Source organism: Oceanicaulis sp. UBA6590 (assembly GCF_002433705.1).
In the GTDB taxonomy this organism is placed as follows: Bacteria; Pseudomonadota; Alphaproteobacteria; order Caulobacterales; family Maricaulaceae; genus Oceanicaulis.
Genome location: NZ_DJIQ01000034.1, coordinates 80,553 through 100,952 on the forward strand (window position 1 = coordinate 80,553; position 20,400 = coordinate 100,952).

The following is a 20,400-nucleotide window of genomic DNA, read 5'->3' on the forward strand; positions in this document are numbered from 1 at the left end:
GCCTGACTTGCATCAACGCCAGACTGACACGCGCACACGCAAAGCGCACCTTAAACCGTACGCATTCCCTGATCAGGGCGCTCGCAGGCTGTCGCGCTCGATGACTTCGCCATGCAGGATAACTGCGTCAATGCTGCGCCAGGCGCTCACGCTCTCGAACGGGTTCTCCTTCAAAAGCACCAGATTGGCGATGAAGCCCGGTGCGATCTGGCCGTACTCGGTTTCAAGACCGAACTGGTTGGCAATGGTCAGCGTGCCGGAGCGGAAGATATCGGTCGCGCTCATGCCCGCCGCGGCCATGGCTTCCATTTCCAGAAGCGTGCAAAGCCCGGGCTGATTGATCGCGGTGGGGCTGCCGGGGCAGTCGCTCGCCAGCATCACCTTATGGCCCTGGCCGTGCAGATAGGCGAGCGCGCGCTGACCGCGCTGCACGCCGAAGCCGAAAATGCCGGCGATTTCCTCGCGCGGCATGTCGGCGGGGAAATCAGACGCCAGCTCATCGGCGAACCAGTCCGCCCCGCCCTGACGATAGAAGATCATCAGGTCAGACGGCGTCACGGATACAAGGTCAGGATTGTCCAGTGCGCCGGGGCGCACATGGTCAGAAAGGCCGCCCATCACGCGCAGGGTCGGCATATAGCCCACATGACCCGCGACAACCCGGTCGAGAGTGTCCACTACTGGCGGATCGCCCTCGGGCCATTGCCAATTCCACAGGCCATGCGCCATCACACCCAAGCCGTGATCAAGCGCGATCTCGTACATGTCGATGGCGTTGGCGTGCACGAGAACCGGCATGGTGCGGGCATCCGCTTCGGCCTTGATGGCGTCGAGCGTCTCCCCACTCATCAAGGGCCAATCATTGGCGGCCCCAAATCCGTCCTCGAGATAGACCTTCACGCATATTGCGCCGTCAGTCTGCATGCGCTCGATCACCGATGCGGCGTCTTCGGGCGTATCGATGTCATAGGGATAAGCGTCTTCCGGGTTTTCGCCCGCGCGCTGATTGACCGGATAGCCATCATGCGGCCCCGGAACCTCGCCACAGCGCAGCAAATCGGGATGATGCGGCTGATCGGTAAAGATCTCCCAGCCTGTCAGCGGGGCCGGGTCGAGCACTTGCGTCACGCCATGATAGAGCAGGCTGCGCGGCTGTTGCGCCATATAGGCCGCGACCAGAGCGGGATGCTCATTTGCTGGCGGCAGTCCCGCCGCGCCCATGCCCGGCACGAAGGAGACGTGGTGGTGGCTGTCCGTCAGGCCGGGCGCCAGATAACGCCCCTGCCCGTCCAGCAGCATTTCCTCGCCTTGCGGCTCAAGCAGCTGCTCGCTGATCTCGACGATCCGGCCATCGCGAATCCTTACAGACTGATCCGCCAGGACCGCATCGCGTTCCGGGCTGGCGATCGTGACATTGCGAATGACGAGATCATCAGACGGAACCGCCTGAACGGTGAGGAGCGCAAGAGCGAGCGCAGAAATTGACATGATGTAAACTCCCGGTTTGAGCCGGGGTCTACATCACGTCAAATCACCCTGGAACCCTGACAGATGTCAGGTCAGGCTCAAATTTGGATCAGATAACCCCCAGCTCCTTGCCCACCTTGGTGAAGGCGGCGACGGCGCGGTCGATCATTTCGGGGGTGTGGGCGGCGCTCATCTGGGTGCGGATACGGGCCTGGCCCTTGGGCACCACGGGATAGAAGAAGCCGATCACATAGACGCCCTCCTCCATGAGCTTGTCGGCCATCTTCTGGCTCAGCGACGCATCGCCCAGCATCACCGGGATAATCGGGTGTTCGCCCGGCAGCAGGTCAAATCCCGCTTCGGTCATGCCGGTGCGGAAGCGTTTGGCGTTGTCAAACAGGCGGGCGCGCAGATCATCGCCCTCACGCACCATTTCGAGCGCCTTGAGGCTCGCGCCCGCAATGGCCGGGGCCAGAGAGTTCGAGAACAGATAGGGACGCGAACGCTGGCGCAGAATGTCGATGACCGGCTTCTTTGCGGCGGTGAAACCGCCCATGGCGCCGCCAAGCGCCTTGCCCAGCGTGCCGGTGATGATGTCCACCCGACCCATCACGCCGCAATGTTCGACCGAGCCGCGACCGTTCGGGCCCATGAAGCCGTGGGCGTGACAATCATCGACCATGGTCAGCGCGTCATACTTGTCCGCCAGATCACAGATGTCCTTGAGATTGGCGATATAGCCATCCATCGAGAACACGCCATCGGTGACGACCAGAATAGTGCGCGCGCCATCCTCGCGGGCCTGCTTGAGCTGGGCCTCGAGATCATTCATATCCGAGTTGGCGTAGCGATAGCGCTTGGCCTTGCACAGGCGCACGCCATCGATGATGGAGGCGTGGTTCAGCGCGTCGGAGATGATCGCGTCTTCCGGGCCCAGCAGCGGTTCGAACACGCCGCCATTGGCGTCAAACGCGGCGGCATAAAGGATCGCGTCTTCCTGGCCGGTGAAGTCGGCGATCGCCGCCTCAAGCTCTTTATGGACCTCCTGCGCGCCGCAGATGAAGCGCACGGACGCCACGCCATAACCATAGCGATCCAGCGCAGTCTTCGCCGCCTCGATCAGCTCGGGCCGGTTGGCGAGGCCCAGGTAATTGTTGGCGCAGAAGTTCAGCACATGGCGCTCGGCGCCATCGGTTCCGCGCACATCGATCTCGGAGAATTGCTGCGAAGTGATGGTGCGTTCGCGCTTGTAGAGACCCTCCGCTTCGATCTCGGACAGGGTCTCGGTCAGGCGGTCGTAAAAACTCTGGGACATGGGTGGACTCCCTTCAAAGATCGAAACTGGAAAGCAATCTAGCTCAGCGACAGCGTCTTGCCCGGCGCGATGTCCGCGAGGCTCTGCTTGACATGGATCAGAGCGGGCTTGCCGGCATTGAGCGCTTGATCGAGGGCTGCGGCGAAGTCTTCGGTCTTGTCGACGAAATAACCCGCACAGCCACACGCTTCCGCCATCAGCTTGAAGTCGGGATTGGCCAGATCCGTACCGCTGACCCGCCCCGGATAAGCGCGCTCTTGGTGCATGCGAATGGTGCCATAGGCGCCATTGTCAAAGACGCAAACGACAATGTTCGCGCCGTGCTGAACGGCGGTGGCGAGCTCCGGCGCCGCCATCATGAAATCTCCATCCCCGCACACCGCGATCACCGGGCGGTCCGGGCAATGCAACTTGGCGGCGATCGCCGCCGGCAAGCCATAGCCCATCGCGCCCGAGGTCGGGGCGAGCTGGCTGGGGCAGCACTGGTGCACCCAGAAGCGATGCAGCCAGGCGGCGAAGTTCCCTGCGCCATTGGTCATGATCGCTTGACCGCCAAGCTTCTCGGACGTTTCACGCCAGATGATTGACGGGTTCACATCGCCGGTCACCTCGACCGGCTCGATCCAGGCGTCATAGGCGGCGCGGCACTGCTTGACCCACTCGCTGCGCGTGGCGGCGCGCTCTGGCCTGGAGGCCGCGTGGATACTGCTCAGCGCGGGGCCAGCCTGGGCGGTGACTGCGAGCTTCGGCCGGTAGACCCGCCCCAGCTCTTCTCCGCCCGGATGGATATGGACCAGACGGTCCGCCACGCCTTCGGGCACATCGAACAGATCATAGCTCTGGGTGGTCATCTCGCCGAGGCGAGGACCAATGGCGACGATCAGGTCCGCCTCACGCAGCGCCCCCACGACAGCGGGGCAAGCGCCAATGCCCGCCTCACCGCCATAATGGGAATGCTTGTTATCAAACAGGTGCTTGACGCGGAAACTTGTTATGACGGGGCAATTCATCTGCTCGGCAAATGCGTGCAGAGCCGTCCGGTCTTCATCGCGCCAGCCCGGCCCGCCGACCATCACGACCGGGCGGTCTGCCGCATCGATCATCTGGGCGATTTCGGCGGCAGTGCTGGCGGACACTTCACTGCGCGCCATCGGCAAAGCCGCTGCTGCGGGCGCGTCCGCGATCTCGGTCAGCATGTCTTCAGGCAAGCCGACAACCACCGGGCCCGGACGACCATTCATGGCGAGCGAGAAGGCGCGCATCATCATTTCGGGCACGCGGGCGGGATCACGGATCTCGAACGCCGCCTTGGCGAGACCGGCGAAGGCCTGCCCGTAATCAAGCTCCTGGAACGCCTCGCGGCCCTCATCCTCGCGCCGGACCTGACCGACGAGAAGGATCATGGGGGTGGAGTCCTGAAGCGCGGTGTGTACGCCCACAGCGGCCTGGGTGGCGCCTGGTCCGCGCGTGACGAAACAGATGCCCGGCCTGCCGGTCAGCTTGCCATGGGCTTCGGCCATGTTCGCTGCGCCCGCCTCGTGACGACATTGAATGAACGGGATGCCTGCATCCACCAATGCATCAAGAGCCGCCAGGTAACTCTCTCCCGGAACACCGAAAATCCGTTCAACGCCATTGGCGGACAAGGCGTCGATAAGGTGCTGGGCGCCGGTGCGGGAAGGCATGATGTGGGTCTCCAGGATTGTTGACCCGATCTGCTAACGCGCACCGGCGGTGCAAGGCAAGCGTCAGGCGGCGCGCACGCCAGCGAGGAAGCGCTCGATCGTCGCCTTCAGACCCTGGGCTTCACCGGCGACGGCGACGCTGGCCTGATCGAGATCCCGCGCGCCCTGGCTCGCCTGATCGGCCCTTTGCTGCGCCTGACTGACCTCAGAGCGCACTTCGCCTGTGGCTGCTGCGGCGTTCTGCGCGGAGCTTGAGATTTCCGCGGCCGCCGCCCGCTGCTCTTCCATGGCGGCGGAAATGGCGGTGGCGATCTCATAGGTCTCGCCAATGACGCCGGTAATCTTTTCGATGGCGGCGACCGAGGCTTCGGTCGCGTTCTGAATGCCCTTGATCTCGGTGGAAATACTCTCGGTGGCGTGCGCAGTCTGCTCGGCTAGCGCTTTCACTTCGCTGGCCACCACGGCAAACCCCTTGCCGGCCTCGCCGGCGCGCGCGGCCTCGATGGTGGCGTTGAGCGCCAGAAGATTGGTCTGTTCGGTGACGCCGGCGATCAACTGGATAATGCCATCGATCTTCTGAGCCGCCTCCGCCAGCTTCTGCACGTCGGCGCGGGTCAGATCCGCTTGCTCCACGGCAGCCTTCGAGACCTCGGAGGAGCGCAGCGATTGCTGGTTGATCTCACTGATCGCCGCCGTCAGCTCCTCAGCCGCCGCCGCCACAACCTCGACGCTCTCGGCCGAGGTTTGCGCAGCGCCATCCAGAACGCGCGCTCCATCGGCGGTCGCGCCCGCATTGGACTTCATGCCATCAGACGAGGCGCGCAGTTGTTCGCCCGCCGCCTCAAAGGCCGAAATCGCCAGCGCAGCGCTATTGTCGAATTCGGAAACCAGCGCCTCGATCTGCTCCGCCCGGCGAAGTTGCGCCTCCCGAGCCGCCTTGGCCTCGGCTTCCAGCCGTTCACGCTCCTGCGCGGAGGCCTGCAGGACTTTGACCGATCTCGTGAGGTCCGTCACTTCCTTGCCATCCGGCTCGGGCAGAGCCGTGTACGTATCACCTTGCGCCAGCCGCTCCACGGCGCCGCAGAGACGCGCCACGGGTCGCTGAATGGAACGGTTGAGCAGAAAGGCGCCGGCAAACAGAAGAAGGATCACGACCAGATTGCCGACCGCCAGCACCATGATGTTGGACCAGATCCGCGCCTGGACATCATCCACATAGACTCCGGCCCCGACAATCAGCCCCCAGGGCTCGAACAGCTCGACATAGCTGCGCTTGGGCACCGGCGCATCAGACCCTGCGCGCGGCCAGCCATAATCCACATAACCGGCGCCGTCCGCCCGGGCGACCTGCGCCATCTCGCGGAACAGATACAGGCCGTTCGGGTCCTGATTGCCATACATGGACTGGCCGTTGAGATCGGGACGCACAGCGTGCATCACCATCACGTGGTCCAGATCAAAGACGAAGTAGTAATTGTCGCCCTCAAACCGCATATCGCCCAGGACCCGCATGGCGGCGGCTTGCGCTTCAGGCTGCGACATCTCTCCGGAGTCCACGCGGGCCTGATAGGAGTTCATCGTTGTCGATGCGATTTCTATGATATCGCTAAGTGACTGATCAACTTCATGAAGTATTCCGCGCCTAAGCTCCACGGCGCTCACAGTCGTCAGGGCGACGAGCAAACACGCCATGACGGCGCCCGCAAGATAGAGCTTCTGACCAATGGATGCATTCTTCAGCATGGTTCTGTATCCCGGAGCCGTATGCCCGGAGAGTTCAGAGCGAGTCTGTTAACGCATCATTATTTATTGAATTCATTGCCAGAAAGAGCGATCAAAACCCGTAACGGACACCCAGATTCAAGGTCAGAGGCTCACCCGGGAAATATCTGTATTGCCCAAAAGCAAAGTCGGCGCGCTCTGCATATCGTTCATCCAGAACATTTCTTGCTGCGAGATATACGGACAGATTGTCCCGCACTTCCACAGCAGCCCTGACATGCAACAGATCGTGGCCGTCATAGAGCGCGGTATTGCCAGCATCCGCAAAATACTCGCCCACATGCACCCATTCGGTCTCGAAGCGGAGCCGGTCTGTCGCATCCCAGATCAGACGCAGGTTTGACAGCCATTCCGGCGCCGTATCGATCCGCGCCCCCTTGCGGATCTGCTCTGATCCTGCACTGGCCCCGCCATTGAAATCATATTCATGCACGGCCCAGCTGACTGCGCCTTGCAGACGGATTTGATCGGTCAGCGAAACCCCTGCTTCAAGCTCGACGCCGTGATGACGGGTCTTCGCACCCGTAACAGTCAAACCGTCCGCATCACGCAGAATGACATTGTCCTTGCGCATGACATACCCCGTCAGCTCCACCCGGTAACGCCCGCTCGTCGAATTGAGGCGAATGCCGCTCTCCAGGCTGTCCAGGGTTTCAGGCTCGATGCCTTCAACGCTCTGACCGGGTTGAAGCCGATAGAGCTCTGCGGTCTGGGGGGCGCGGACGCCTCGCGCGGCGCGCCCGAACACGGAGACCACGTCATTGACCGTATAGATCCAGCCGGCATGGGGAGCCAATGTGTCAAAGGAATCCTGCCGATCCGGAAGCCGAAGATAACGACCGACCACGCCATCCGGGGCAGCGTTGGCGTAGTCATAGCGCGTGCCTTCCCACCGCACGCCAGCGTCGAGCCGCAAGCGGGGCGTCACCTGCCGCTCGGCCATCAGGAAGCTTGCAAGAGTCCGGGCGCTGACCTCGTAATCATAGTGAACGCCCTGAACAAAAGGCCCGAGAGTTGGACGGGTCTGGATTTCGCTCAGAACGCCCTCCGTCAAATCTGCATCAACCCCGAGACGGATCACGCTGCGATCCAGCGTCCAGACCAGTGCGGACTGAATCCCAACGGAATCGTGACCGCTGTCTTCCAGCGCTTCGGACGGCAGGAAATGCATTCTGAACTGCATGTCGTTGCTGCGTGCGAAAAGCACTGTCTGCGCACTGAGCGTCTCGGACAGCGGGCGTTCGAGATGCAGCGCCGCCCGCAAGGCATAAGCGTTGCGGAAGGCTTCCGGGTCGGCGTTCCGACGTGACGCGCCTTCATCCTCATAGGCCCGGAATCCGTTGACGAAGGTCGCGGTCTCCTGCTCGAGATCCACAGCCGAGACCCGCAATGACCAGTCGGTCTGACCGGAGCGGCCATCCAGACGCGCCTGCAGGACCCGACGGTCCAGGGCGGCGTCATCGCGCCAGCCATCCTCATGACGCAGCCCCAACCCCAGCCAGCCCGATCCGAAGCGGGTGTCGCCGCCCAGCGAAGCGCGCAGGCCGGCACGGCCGTATGAACCAGCCTCAAGAGACACTGTGCGCCCCGCGGTTTCCGGCTCGGGCGTAAGGACATTCACAAGACCATGCAGCGCATTAGACCCGTAGGCCGCAGAGCCGGGACCGCGGACGACCTCGATGCGGCCCGCCAGGCTGTCGGCGGCTTCAAACAGACCATTGATATTGGCGAAGCCAGCGGCGCGCAGCGGCACCCCGTCCTCAAGATAGAGAAAACTGCCAGCCCCCTGGCTGCCTGTGAGGACAGGCGAGCGGATCGCAGTGAGATGCTCGGCGCCGTTCCCGCGATGCAGATTGACGCCCGGCAGGCGATTGAGCGCCTCGCTGACATGATGAGCGCCGATCTGCTGGATCTCTTCACGATCCAGCACTGCAGTCGCCAGCGGGGACTGGCTTTGCAGCGCTTCGCTGCGGGTCCCCGTCACCACGACCACATCACGAAGGATCCCGCTATCCTGAGCATCCGCAGCAAAACCGCTCCCGGACACCCAGGCCAGACCGGCGACAGAACCAAACAGATGCGTGAGGACAAGGCGGGGCATGGCGAACAATCCCTGGACGGCGGACATGATCGGACCTGCTCTAGGGCAGGCGCGCGCCTCAACATAGAGCGGAAAGACATTCAGACATGCTTGACCACGGGCGTGGCCTCTATACCGTTACAAATTAACAACAATAAGGGGAGCTGCACTCATGCTGCGCGCGCTTGCACTATCGCTGGCCCTGGCCTTGCCCACGGCTGGCGCCGCATCGGCCTATTTCGAGCCGGACTACACGCCCAAACCTATTGCGGACCTGCTGGATTTTGACGCCCGCTATGATGCGGCGATCCCGACACCCGAAGCGGTTCTGGGGTATCAGAGCGGCGAGATCATTTTCACGCCTGAAATGCATGCGGCCTACATACAGGCCGTCGCCGCCGCGTCGGACCGCGTTAGCGTACAGACCATCGGCCGCAGTCATTTCGGCCGTCCCATCCTGCGCGTCACCATCACCTCGCCCGCCAACCAGGCTCGGCTTGAAGAGATCCGACAGACCCAGCTCACCCTGAGCGAGCCCAACGCTCAGATCCCGGAAGATCAGCCGGTCGTTGTCCAGTTCACCCACGGCGTGCACGGCTCGGAATCCTCTGGCTATGATTCCGCGCCGCTCATTCTCTATCACCTGGCCGCGGCGCAAGGCGCCGAGATCGAGACGCTTCTGGACGAGACCGTCATCCACCAGATCGTGATGATCAACCCCGATGGCGCCAACCGGTTCGCCCAGTGGACGAACATGCATCACGCCAATGTCCCCGTGGCCGATCCGCAGCATCGCGAGCACTATTACGAATGGCCCTGGGGCCGCACCAACCATTACTGGTTCGACATCAACCGCCAGTGGCTGCCTGTCACCCAGCCCGAAGCGCGGGCACTTGTCAGCGCGACCCAGGACTGGCGCCCCAATGTCGCCGCCGACCTTCACGAGATGGGCGAGAACTCCAGCTTCTTCATCTCGCCGGGACCGCGCGAAGGGCTTCACCCGCTTTTGAGCCAGTCCGGTTTCGACCTCAATCTTGAACTCAACCAGACCCTGAACACCCAACTGGATGAAGAAGGGGCGGTCTATGTCAGTGAGGAGCTCTTTGATGACTTCTATCTGGGATATGGCTCGAGCTATCCGGGGCTGATCGGTTCGATCCCCTATCTGTTCGAGCAGAGCTCAGTGCGCGGCATCGTCCAGGAGACCGAGTACGGGGTTCAGCGCTATGACGACAAGATCGCCCAGCAAGCCCGCACGGCGATCGCCCTGATCCGCTCGGCCCACGACCATCGCGCTGAACTGCAAGGCCATATGCGCGAATTCTTTGGCGAAACCCGGCAAATGGCGAATTCCGATGCGGTTCGCGCCTATGTGTTCGGCTCGTCCGATCGCGGTCGTCTGTCGGACTTCATCGACATGCTGGCGACGCATCGCATCGAGGTGAGAGAGCTGGCGCAGAGCTTTACCCATCAGGGCCATGAGTATCGTCCCGGCGAGGCGTTCATCGTACCCTTGCGACAGGATCAGTACCGCACGGTGCGCGCCCTCTTCGAGACCCGCGTGATCACCAACAAGGTCGAATTCTACGATGTGTCGGGCTGGACCCAGCCCCTCGCCTACGATCTTGACTATGCAGAGCTGCGCGGCGGCCAGTTCCGCAGCCAGCTCACGGGTGACGTGGTCACGGGGTTCGAGATGGCGGAAGCCGCGCCAGACACCAGCGCACTCGGCTATGTGATGGAGTGGGACAATTACTACGCCCCGCGCGCTCTTTACCGACTGCTGGATGCCGGCGTTCGCGCCCGTGTCATTCCGGATGAGACCACGATCCGCACCACCCGCGGCGCTCAGGAAATCGGACGCGGCGCGGTGATGATCGAGTTGCGCCGCCAGCCGGTGAACGCACAGGACATCCACGCCCTTTTGACCCGCGCCGCGCTGGAGGACGGCGTGAAGGTGCATGCGGTCACCTCGGGCAGCACCAGCCGGGGATCAGACCTTGGCGGCTTCGCCCTCTCCAATGTGGAGAAGCCCGAAGTGTTGCTGGTGACCGGGCGCGGCATCAGCCCTGGCGATGCCGGGGAAGTCTGGCACCTCCTCGATCATGACATGCACATGCCGGTCAGCATGATCGATCAGTCCGAACTCGGCGGCGCTGATCTGAGCCGATACACGCATATCATCCTGCCCCATGGCCGACTGAACCGGTTGAGCGATGACTTTCCTGAAGCTCTGGGACGCTGGGTGCGCAGCGGCGGCACGCTGATCGCAACCGGCAACGCCGCCCGGTGGGCGATCGACCACGAGCTTTCCGGCGCGACCATCGCCGAGCTTGAGACCCCGGAAGCGGACGCGGCGCCGGCGCCCCGTTATGAGGACATCGCCGCCTGGGATGCGGAAATGCAGATCTCGGGCGCCATCTTCGACACCCGGATCGACACCAGCCATCCGCTGGCGTTCGGGTTCCGCGATGATCGTCTGCCGAGCCATCGCTCCAGTGATCTGGCGTTTGCGGTCGGCGACAACCCGCTCGCCCTGCCGGTTCGCTACGCCCCCGAGGATCCGATCCTGAGCGGGTATGCCTCCGAGGAGCTGCGGCGCGCACTGTCAGGCCAGGGCGCGCTCTACGCCGAACGCCGCGGCTCGGGATCGGTCATCCTGTTTGCTGATGATCCCTATTACCGGGCGTATTATCGCGGCACGGCGCGTCTTATGATGAACGCCATCTTCTTCGGGAATGACTTCCGGAACGCCTACCGTCGAACCGACGGTTAGAGAGGAAAAGGCCCGGTCTCCGGACCGGGCCTTTTTTTCCAAGTCTGCGACGACAGTCTCAGCGCTTGCCGGCGTGTCTCTGCTCCAGGACGCCCACCACATCCGAGAGCGACAAGCCGCGCGCCTTCAGCGTCACCATCAGGTGGAAGACGAGGTCCGCGGCCTCTCCCAGCAAGGCTTCATCGTCCTCAGCAGCGGCTGCAAGCGCCGTCTCCACGCCCTCCTCGCCCACTTTCTGGGCGCATTTCAGAACGCCCTTGGACAGGAGCTTGGCGGTATAGCTGTCCTTGGGAGCCTCCTTGGCGCGGGTCTCGATCACCTGCTGCAACTCGCCCAGAAAGCCGATCTCCGGCCCCGGCGCTTCTCCGAAACAGGTATGGCTGCCCGTATGGCAGGTCGGTCCGGCCGGGCGCGCCTGCACCAGGATCGCGTCGGCGTCACAATCGGTTGCGACTGACACCAGGGTCAGCGTGTTGCCGGAGGTTTCCCCCTTCGTCCACAGCCGCTCCTTGGAGCGCGACCAGAAGGTGACCAACCCCTTTTCCTGGGTCTCGTCGAGCGCCTTGGCGTTCATGTAGCCCAGCATCAGCACTTCGCCGGTATCGGCGTGCTGAACAATGGCCGGAGCCAGCCCCCCGCCCTTCTTCCAGTCGATCTGCAGGCTCATACCCGTATCTCCACGCCTTCATCGGACAACCAGGCCTTAAGGTCCGGTATGGCGATGACAGCCTTATGAAACACGCTCGCGGCAAGTGCGCCATCTACATCCGCCTGCTGAAAGACGTCGCGGAAATGCTCCATGGCGCCTGCGCCGCCCGAGGCGATGAGCGGTACGGAACAGACCTCGCGAGCGGCCGCCAGCTGCTCAATGTCATAACCTTCGCGCACCCCGTCCTGATCCATGCAGTTGAGCACGATCTCGCCGGCGCCGCGATCAATCACCTCGCGGATCCAGTCGAGCGTCTTGCGATGTTCGGTCGAGGTCCGGGAGGGATCACCGGTATTCTTGTGACAGCGCCAGTCACCATCGATCACCCGGCTGTCAATTCCGACCACGACGCATTGGGAGCCGAATTCCTTCGCCATGGCGTCGATGAGATCGGGATTTTCCAGAGCGGGCGTATTGATCGAGATCTTGTCCGCCCCGCCAAACAAGCGCGCGCGGGCATGCTCAAGCGAGCGAATGCCGCCCGCGACACAGAAGGGAATGTCGATGGCCTTCGCCACTCGGCCCACCCATTCAGGCTCGACCGTTCGTCCCGCAGGGCTGGCGCTGATATCGTAGAAGACCAGCTCGTCCGCCCCTTCATGGGCGTAACGCTGGGCCAGCTCCTCGATTCCGCCCACATCCTCATGGTTCTGGAACCGCACGCCCTTCACCACGCGACCGTCGCGCACATCAAGGCAGGGAATGATCCGACGCGCTAGCATGCCAGCGCCTCCTCGAGCGTGAAGCGGCCCTCGAACAGGGCGCGCCCGATGATGACGCCGGAGAGGCCTTGCGCCTTCAGGGCGCGCAGGTCGTCAAGGGAGGACACGCCGCCCGACGCCTGCCAGTTCATGTCAGCCCGAATGTGTGCGAGGTCCTGATAAAGCTCCAGATTGGGGCCTTCGAGCATGCCGTCTCGCGCCACATCCGTCGCCAGAGCGTGGCTCAAACCGCCCAGACGATATTCGGACAACAGATCCGCGAGCGGGGTGACCGATTGCTCGGTCCATCCGCGCAGGGTGGGATAGGCCACCCCGTTATCGGCGATCTTCACATCGAAGGCCGCCGCAATCTGTTCAGAACCGAACTCCGCGATCCAACCGATGACGGTCTGAGGCTCGCTTACCGCGAGGCTGCCAATGACGGCGCGGCTGGCGCCGGCCTTGAGGATGGCGTGCACGTCTTCTCGCGTGCGCACGCCGCCGCCGGTCTGCACCTTCAGCCCCACATCGGCGATGGCGCGGACCAGATCCTGCTGTCGCCGCGCGCCGTCACGCGCGCCAGACAGGTCGACCAGATGCAGCCAGTCCGCACCCGCAGCCTTGAACTGCTCGGCCACTGCGACCGGATTATCGCCATACTCGGTGACGGCGTCGAAATCGCCCTTGGCCAGGCGCACGACACGCCCGTCAAGAACATCAATGGCGGGATAGAGGATCATGCCGCGCCCTTTACAAAATTGGTCAGGATCTGAGCGCCGGTCTTGGCCGAGCGCTCGGGGTGGAACTGGCATCCGGCCACATGGCCCTTGCGAGCGATGGCGGTGATGCCTGTTCCGTATTGCGTCGAGGCGGCGGTATGCGCCCCGATCGGCGCATAGAAACCGTGCACGAAATAGACATGAGCCCCGGCGGGAACCCCCTCGAGCAGGGGCTCGTCCGATTTGACCGGCGTCAGCGTATTCCAGCCCATGTGCGGCCAGGGTCCGTCCGCGCCCGGATCCAGCCGTTCAATCCGCCCGGGGATCAGTCCCAGCATCTCGCAATCGCTCTCGGCCGAGTAGTCATACAGCAATTGCATGCCCAGGCAGACTCCCAGAAGAGGACGCTGGTCTTTCCTGAGCGCCTGCGCCCAACCCGTCGCGATCAGCCGCTTCATGGCGGGGCCCGCAGCGCCCACGCCGGGCAGGATGATGCGGTCGCACTCCTGCGCCTCCTCCGGTGTTTCCGTCAGCCGATAGCGCGCGCCCAGCCGCTCAAGCGCATAGCGCACCGAGGCGATATTGGCCGTGGAGGTGTCGACAATGGCGGTCGTCATCACAACACCCCCTTGGTGGATGGCAAGGCGTCGCCTTCAACCCGAACCGCCATGCGCAGTGCACGCCCGAAGGCCTTGAAGGTGCTTTCAATCATGTGGTGCGCATTCTCGCCTTCGACTTTCACATGCAGGGCCGCCTTGAGACTCTCCGCGATCGAGCGGAAGGCGTGCGGACACATCTCGACTGGGAAGTCCCCGACGCGTTCGCCGGGAATCTCGCCCTCGAAGACGGCATAGGGCCGGCCTGACAGATCAATCCAGACGCCCGCGCGCGTCTCGTCCATGGGCAGTTCGAAACCGAACCGGCCAATGCCGCGCTTGTCGCCGAGCGCCTTGCGCAAGCCTTCGCCGAGCGCCAGACACACATCCTCGATCGTGTGGTGCGCGTCGACCTCGAGATCGCCCTGGCACGAAACGCTCAGCGCGATGCCGCCATGGCGCGCGATCTGCTCGAGCATGTGATCAAAGAAGGCGTTGCCGGTCTCGATCGCAGCGCCTTCGCGATCCAGATCCACGCTCAGGGTGATTTCGGTCTCCTTGGTGACCCGGCGCACGGTCGCGATCCGCCTCTGGGCCTTGTAACCCAGGAAATCCCGCAGATCGCGCGCCGTCTGGGCGTCGCGGACATGCCCCACCAGCCCCTCGCCGTCTTCCGCGAGGACCAGCCCCAGACGCTTGAGCGTCATGGGATTGGAATGTTCATAGACCAGCCCCCGAGGCGTCACCTGTCCAACCTCGCCCAGTTCTTCGGACAGGGCCTGGGCGATATCAGCCAGAATGGCGTCGCGCTCTTCGCGATCCTTGCGCGCCGCCAGACGCGCGCCGGGGCTCAGCTGCGTCATGCCAACTTCCAGCAGGCAGCACGGCACGGCATTCAGCTTGGTGCGCAATAGCGCAGCCTGCTCGGCGTCCATGGCGCAGAGCACGGTGATGGGGGTCTGCTGACCGCCGATCCGATAGAGCGTGAGCCCTGGCTGGGCGGGTTCGTCCAGTGCGATCACGCCATCAGCCCCGAAATCGTGGGCCAGCGTCAGATCACTGCTCCAAACCGCTTGTCGAGCCTCATCCGTACTGGAGGCGAGCGCCAGATTGGCCTGAGGAATTTCCAACAGGCTCTCAAGGCGGTCGAGCAACAAGGCTTCGCCCATGGCCCGCATGTCTTCCGGGCGATGGGACAGGTCAAAAACGCCGCTCATCTGTCAATCTTCCTCTTTCGGCGCAGCGCCATGGCGAGGCGGTGCGCATCCAGACCTTCAAGGGCGGCCAGCCCTTCCACCACAGGCCCCAGGGTCTCGAGCGACTGCTGGGTCAACTCCAGCATGGTCGTCGTTTTCTGGAACATCTCGACGGTCACGCCCCCATAGGCGCGCGCCGCGCCCGCCGTCGGGAGCGCGTGATTGGGCCCGGCGGCGTAGTCGCCCGCCGCTTCCGGCGTCCAGGGCCCCAGAAAGATCGAACCGGCGTGACGCACCCTGGTCGCCAGCCCGCGCGGATCCCGTGTCTGTATGATCAGGTGTTCACTGGCATAGGCGTTCGCCGCCTCCGCGGCTTCATCGTCCGTTCCGACCAGAACGACACGGGAGTTGGCGAGCGCGGCGCGGGCCGTGTCGGCGCGGGGCAGACCCCCCAGCAGGCGTTCGATCTCGGCCTCAACCCGGCTGGCGAACGCCTCCGAGTACGCGACGAGGACAACCTGGGCCAGTACGTCATGCTCAGCCTGACTCAGGAGATCGATCGCCACAAGCTCAGCATCAGCGGCGTCGTCCGCAATCACCATCACTTCGCTCGGGCCCGCAGGCAAATCAGTCGCCGCGCCATCCGGGCTTTGCGCCAACAGCGCCTTGGCGGCGGCCACATAGGCATTGCCCGGGCCGAATATCTTGTCAGCCTTGGGCAGACCGGCGACGCCCAGGCCAAGCGCAGCAACGCCATGAGCGCCGCCAATCGCATAGACTTCCTCGACCCCCAGCAAGAACGCCGCTGCCAGGACGGTCGGCTCGACGCCGCTCCCCTTGCGCGGGGGAGCGATCACCGCGATCCGAGGCACGCCGGCCAGCTGAGCGGGAACCGCCAGCATGATCAGGGTGGAGACGAGCGGGGCCGTGCCGGCGGGGACATAAAGTCCCGCCACATCCAGAGGCGTGACCCGCCGACCCGCGCGTGCGCCGGGCCAGGTCTGCACCTCATAGGCGCGATACCCCTGCTCGGCGTGAAACGTCCGCACGGCGTCCGCAGCGGCCAGGATCGCCTCGCGGTCCGCGTCCGACAGCGCATCCGCCGCCGCCTTCAGCTCCGACGTCGGAACCTGAAAGCCCGTATCAGGCGCCCAGCCATCCAGACGCTCGGCATACTCGCGAACCGCCTGATCCCCGCGTTCGCGCACGTCATTCAGGATGGACTGCGCCACCGTCACGGCGTCGGAACCCAGAGACGGTCGCTCGAACAGACGCCGACGCGTTTGCGCGTCCGCCTGGCTCCACTCAATTCGGGTCAACATGTCAGGCCATCATCTTTTCAATCGGCATCACGAGAATGGATCGCGCGCCAACAGCCTTCAGCTGTTCGAGCGTCGACCAGAACACGGCCTCGGTGCACACAGCATGAACGGCGACGACATCTTCACGACCGACCACCGGAGCGACGGTCGGCGCATCGGTTCCGGGCAGGATGGCGCGCACCTCTTCGAGCCGGTCTCGCGGCGCATTGAGCAGGATATACTTGGTCTGACGCGAGGCGATGACGCCCTTGAAGCGTTCGATCAGACGTTCTGCGGTTTCAGCGATGATCCCGCTTGAGGGCGTCTTGCGGCGTACAAGCACGGCTTCGCTTTCAAGAACGGTTTCGAAGGCGGCGAGACCGTTCGATTCAAGGGTCGCGCCGGTCGAGACTAGATCGCAAATGGCGTCCGCAACGCCCATGCGCGGGGCGACCTCGACGCTGCCGCCCATTTCCACGATCTCGGCGGTCACGCCGCGATCCTTGAGATAGGCTGCAGTAAGCGCAGGATAGCTCGTGGCGATCGTCTTGCCTTCCAGATCACTCACGCTCTTGATGTCGCCGTCCCGCGGCGAGGCGAGCTTCAGGGTGCAGCGCGCAAACCCCAGCTTCAGCGCGATTTCCAGATCGGCCATGCGGCTGGACTTGTTCTGCGCCTCGTACAGCACGTTCTCGCCCACAATGCCGTAATCGCAAGCGCCCGACGCGACAAAGCTCGGAATGTCATCATCGCGGATCAGCATCAGGTCGATGGGCTCGTTCTCCGAACGGCGCAGCAGATCGTCCCGCCCATAGGCGAGCTTCACCCCTGCCCGCTTGAGCAGATCCAGCCCCCCTTCAGCCAGGCGCCCCTTCTTCTGGACCGCCAGCGTCAAACGGTTCTCGGTCATCAGCCTTGCTCCTTCAAACGATCCAGCACCAGCCGGTATCCCTGATGTTCTTCCTGGGTGAGGAAACGGGCGACGCGCGTCACCGTCGTGGTGCTGACGCCGGTATCGGCGCTGATCTCGCGGTAGGATTTCTCTCCCTCCGCCAGAAGCCGCGCCACACGCCAGCGCTCCGCCAGCGCCTGCATTTCGCCCGGCGTCGTCAGATCCCGCAAGAAGCGCCGCATTTCCTCGCCATCGCGCAGGGTCAGCAGCGCTTCACACAGCGCCATGACGTCTTCGGGGCCGCCGACACGGGGCTCAGTCACAGATTCAGCCATCGCTCGCCTCCAGAGTTCGGAGGACGTTATAGCGTGTTAGCGTGATAAAACAATGGTGCGGGTGCAGATTTCGCTACTTGAAGAGAATCTTTTGAAAGTTCTCACCTATTCGCTCTGCACGCTCCAGGAAGAAGGCCGCCGCTTCGGAGGATGGAGCGAGATCCTCAAGCGTTTCGGAAAACAGTGTGAGCCAGATGGCGAAGTGCTCCGGCCTGATCTTGTCGAGATGCTTGTGATGAGCGGGGATGGGCCGCCCGCCATAGGACGCTTCATTCAGGGCGATCGAGCCCCAGAACTGCTTCATCGTGATCAGATGCGGGGCCCAGTCCTCACCGATCGCCGCTTCAAACACCGGCCCGAGCACGTCATGCTGGCGGACGCGCGCATAGAACGCCTCAACCAGATCAGACACAAAAGCCTGATCCACACCCATGCTCCGCGCGCGTCGCGCGATATCCGCCTGTCTTGACGAGGCGGTTCGGATCACGATTTCCGTCATGCTGGTTCCCTTGAGACTTGGGTGAACGCGATGCCGCTTTAATCACGCCAAGGCAAGGCCCACGACGCGACCGAACGCCCCAGCTCAATCAAGAGCCCTTCTTATCAATATAGGTCGCCACGAAATCAATAATGATATTGGCAAATTGCCAGTTATACCCCGTAAAAAGCCCTTATTTGGAAAAGTCAGATCCTGATTAACATCGAAAGCAAAGGCACATTATAAATTCCCGATATATGCGCTTTCCTGCATACCAGCTTGACCCCCAGCACCGACTTCCTATCTAATACTCTCGATCCCTATTTCGTTCATTTAGCGCCGCTGACAGCGGCAGGAGGACATGTGGCTTTTTCCAAACCCAATGCACGTCAAAACCGAATCGATCTCAATCACCTTGGCGCCTCCGGCGACATCGCGGTTCTCGCTGTTGACGGATTTGACGCGGGTGACCTGACTGACATCGCCGGCTCCGCGGAACGCGCCGGATACCGGACGATCATGATCAGCCCGAAAAAAGGCCTGATCACTGGCCGCCCCCAGGGCGGTGACGAAATGAATTTCGTGGTCGACGCCCAACCGGGCGAAAAGGCCGCAAGCGCGTTTACCGGTCTGGTGCTGCCTGCGGGCGCGGCCAGCATCGAGCGGCTGCGAAATGATCAGGATGCGCGCCTGTTGATCGCGGATTTCCTGCACGCCGGCGCTCCCGTGTGTGCGCTGGGCGAAGCTGTGGCGCTCGTCGCAGAGATCGCGGAGACCGCTGATCCCAAATCCGACGCCGTTCTGGCGCTCAAGGGTGATCTGTTCGCCGCGGATGGCGATGACGCGCGCGCCGATGCGCGCAGCCTGTTCATCAAGGCGATGTCCATGACGGCCGAAGCAGCCTGATCCTGGCGGACAGCTCCGACGACAACGCCCCGGCCGATGGCCGGGGCGTTTTTCGTTGCAGGACGGGGCACTCCGGCTAGGCCTCTTCCCAGTCCTTGGCGATGGTCCGCGACCCGATCAGGAACAGGGCGCCGGCCACAAGATAAAGGGTCGCGCCGATCATGATCGAATAGCGCAGGGCCTCTTCACCGAAGCTTGGCGTCAGAAGAGTCGAAAGCTCACCGAGGGCGTAAACCCCGACGCCGATACCCAGCAGGTTGTTGATCAGCAGGAACACGGCCGAGGCCATGGCGCGCATATTGGGCGGCACCAGATGCTGGAAGGCCGACAGCGTCGGGCCAAGCCAGGCCAGGCCCAGACCCGTCGGGATCATGAACAGAAGGACCGCCATCAACGGCGACGGCGCCAGCACGCCTGCGATGTAGAACGGATAGGTGACAAAGAAGGCCACCGCCGGAACAATCGCGTACATGCGCTTGGAGCCCTTGCCCATCAGGTCGCCCAGCACGCCGCCGAGAATGATCCCCAGAGAGCCGCCGACGAACAGGATGGCGCCGAACAGCCAGCCCGACTGGATGATCGCATCCTGGAGACCGAGATCGGAGAAGAAGCTGCGACGGAAGAAGCTGGGCACCCAGAAGAAGACGCCATAGCCCATCATCGAGCTGCAGGACGCGCCCAGGGTTAGGAACCAGAAGCTCGGCTTCTTCGCCAGGACCGCCAGCACCTTGAAGATGCCCGGCTTGTCCTGTGTGACCGCAGGCTCACCGGCGACGGCTTCGTTTTCCGCCAGATTGGCGTCCACGGACGGCCGCTGGGGCGCATCAAGACCACCCCGCTTGGGCTCGCGCACGGTCAGCTTGAAGATCGGCGCAATCACCAGGCCGAGCACGCCCACGATGATGAAGGCCGCCCGCCAGTCGAGATTCTCGCTCACCGCGCCGCCTGCGATCTGGGCTCCGGCGACGACGCCGAAGGCGGACCCGATGGGGATGCCCAGCGAATAGATGGCCAGCGCTCGCGCCCGGCTTTGCGGCGGGAAATAATCCGCGATCAGCGAGTAGGACGGAGCGACACCCCCCGCCTCCCCCACGCCAACGCCGACGCGAGCGAGGAACAGCTGGACGAAATTGGTGGCCAGCCCGCAGATGGCGGTAAAGCCAGACCAGATCGCCAGGGAGATTGTGATGATCCAGGTGCGCTTGGTGCGGTCCGCCAGCCAGGCGATCGGTACGCCCAGCGTCGAATAAAGAAGCGCAAAAGCGATGCCGCCAAGCAATCCGAGCTGTCGGTCCGACAGATCCAGCTCCTGCTGGATCGGAATGGCCAGAATGGAAATGATCTGACGGTCCAGGAAGTTGAACGCGTAGACGATGAACAGCATGGCCAGGACCCAGGCGCCATACCCCTTGCTGGGCGGCGCGAGTGGAGCTCCGGGCTTCGCCTCGGTTTGAGTCGACAT

At 63.3% G+C, this 20,400-nt stretch carries 17 protein-coding genes; 2 read left to right on the forward strand and 15 right to left on the reverse strand.

Features of this window, described 5'->3' with window-relative positions; translation table 11 throughout:
* Positions 1 to 72 precede the first annotated feature (72 nt).
* From B2Z70_RS07485 to B2Z70_RS07505, 5 genes are all read right to left on the reverse strand, one after another.
* Positions 73 to 1,488, reverse strand: coding sequence for an amidohydrolase family protein (locus B2Z70_RS07485; protein ID WP_292982188.1), 1,416 nt, complete (start codon positions 1,486 to 1,488; stop codon positions 73 to 75).
* A gap of 88 nt (positions 1,489 to 1,576) precedes the next feature.
* Positions 1,577 to 2,782 (reverse strand): glycine C-acetyltransferase, encoded by a 1,206-nt coding sequence (locus tag B2Z70_RS07490; protein ID WP_009800747.1) that lies wholly within the window; start codon positions 2,780 to 2,782, stop codon positions 1,577 to 1,579.
* A gap of 38 nt (positions 2,783 to 2,820) precedes the next feature.
* Positions 2,821 to 4,467, reverse strand: a complete 1,647-nt coding sequence (locus B2Z70_RS07495; RefSeq protein ID WP_292982190.1) for a thiamine pyrophosphate-dependent enzyme — start codon at positions 4,465 to 4,467, stop codon at positions 2,821 to 2,823.
* 63 nt (positions 4,468 to 4,530) lie between these two features.
* Positions 4,531 to 6,210, reverse strand: coding sequence for a cache domain-containing protein (locus B2Z70_RS07500; RefSeq protein WP_292982192.1), 1,680 nt, complete (start codon positions 6,208 to 6,210; stop codon positions 4,531 to 4,533).
* Positions 6,211 to 6,301: 91 nt separating this feature from the next.
* Positions 6,302 to 8,377, reverse strand: a complete 2,076-nt coding sequence (locus tag B2Z70_RS07505) for a TonB-dependent receptor (RefSeq protein WP_292982194.1) — start codon at positions 8,375 to 8,377, stop codon at positions 6,302 to 6,304.
* Positions 8,378 to 8,501: 124 nt separating this feature from the next.
* Here B2Z70_RS07505 and B2Z70_RS07510 point away from each other — a divergent pair, with 124 nt between their 5' ends.
* Entirely contained in the window at positions 8,502 to 11,105 is a 2,604-nt protein-coding gene (locus B2Z70_RS07510) for a M14 family metallopeptidase (RefSeq protein ID WP_292982196.1), read from the forward strand.
* A gap of 58 nt (positions 11,106 to 11,163) precedes the next feature.
* Here the strand turns inward: B2Z70_RS07510 and hisIE are convergent, their stop codons facing one another.
* The 9 genes from hisIE to B2Z70_RS07555 form a co-directional block, all read right to left on the reverse strand.
* A complete protein-coding gene (hisIE, locus tag B2Z70_RS07515) occupies positions 11,164 to 11,772 on the reverse strand; it encodes a bifunctional phosphoribosyl-AMP cyclohydrolase/phosphoribosyl-ATP diphosphatase HisIE (protein WP_009800741.1) in 609 nt (202 codons plus the stop codon).
* Positions 11,769 to 12,536 (reverse strand): imidazole glycerol phosphate synthase subunit HisF, encoded by a 768-nt coding sequence (hisF, locus tag B2Z70_RS07520; RefSeq protein ID WP_009800740.1) that lies wholly within the window; start codon positions 12,534 to 12,536, stop codon positions 11,769 to 11,771. The genes hisIE and hisF overlap by 4 nt, the downstream gene beginning before the upstream one ends.
* On the reverse strand, positions 12,530 to 13,255 hold the full coding sequence (hisA, locus tag B2Z70_RS07525; RefSeq protein ID WP_292982199.1) for a 1-(5-phosphoribosyl)-5-[(5-phosphoribosylamino)methylideneamino]imidazole-4-carboxamide isomerase: 726 nt from the start codon (positions 13,253 to 13,255) through the stop codon (positions 12,530 to 12,532). The genes hisF and hisA overlap by 7 nt, the downstream gene beginning before the upstream one ends.
* On the reverse strand, positions 13,252 to 13,851 hold the full coding sequence (gene hisH, locus B2Z70_RS07530) for an imidazole glycerol phosphate synthase subunit HisH (RefSeq protein ID WP_292982201.1): 600 nt from the start codon (positions 13,849 to 13,851) through the stop codon (positions 13,252 to 13,254). The genes hisA and hisH overlap by 4 nt, the downstream gene beginning before the upstream one ends.
* Complete coding sequence (gene hisB, locus B2Z70_RS07535; protein ID WP_292982203.1) at positions 13,851 to 15,047, reverse strand: imidazoleglycerol-phosphate dehydratase HisB; 1,197 nt, start codon at positions 15,045 to 15,047, stop codon at positions 13,851 to 13,853. Before hisB ends, hisH begins: the two co-directional genes overlap by 1 nt.
* On the reverse strand, positions 15,044 to 16,348 hold the full coding sequence (gene hisD / locus B2Z70_RS07540) for a histidinol dehydrogenase (RefSeq protein WP_292982205.1): 1,305 nt from the start codon (positions 16,346 to 16,348) through the stop codon (positions 15,044 to 15,046). Before hisD ends, hisB begins: the two co-directional genes overlap by 4 nt.
* 1 nt (position 16,349) lies before the next feature.
* Complete coding sequence (gene hisG / locus B2Z70_RS07545; protein WP_292982207.1) at positions 16,350 to 17,237, reverse strand: ATP phosphoribosyltransferase; 888 nt, start codon at positions 17,235 to 17,237, stop codon at positions 16,350 to 16,352.
* Positions 17,237 to 17,554, reverse strand: a complete 318-nt coding sequence (locus B2Z70_RS07550) for a YerC/YecD family TrpR-related protein (RefSeq protein WP_009800734.1) — start codon at positions 17,552 to 17,554, stop codon at positions 17,237 to 17,239. Before B2Z70_RS07550 ends, hisG begins: the two co-directional genes overlap by 1 nt.
* A 73-nt stretch (positions 17,555 to 17,627) precedes the next feature.
* Positions 17,628 to 17,987: a group III truncated hemoglobin gene (locus B2Z70_RS07555; protein ID WP_206740518.1), complete on the reverse strand. Its 360-nt coding sequence runs from the start codon at positions 17,985 to 17,987 to the stop codon at positions 17,628 to 17,630.
* A 408-nt stretch (positions 17,988 to 18,395) separates the two neighbouring features.
* Between B2Z70_RS07555 and B2Z70_RS07560 the strand changes: the two genes are divergently transcribed.
* On the forward strand, positions 18,396 to 18,938 hold the full coding sequence (locus B2Z70_RS07560; protein ID WP_292982210.1) for a DJ-1/PfpI family protein: 543 nt from the start codon (positions 18,396 to 18,398) through the stop codon (positions 18,936 to 18,938).
* 76 nt (positions 18,939 to 19,014) lie between these two features.
* Here B2Z70_RS07560 and B2Z70_RS07565 read toward each other — a convergent pair whose 3' ends face one another.
* On the reverse strand, positions 19,015 to 20,400 hold the full coding sequence (locus tag B2Z70_RS07565) for a spinster family MFS transporter (protein WP_292982212.1): 1,386 nt from the start codon (positions 20,398 to 20,400) through the stop codon (positions 19,015 to 19,017).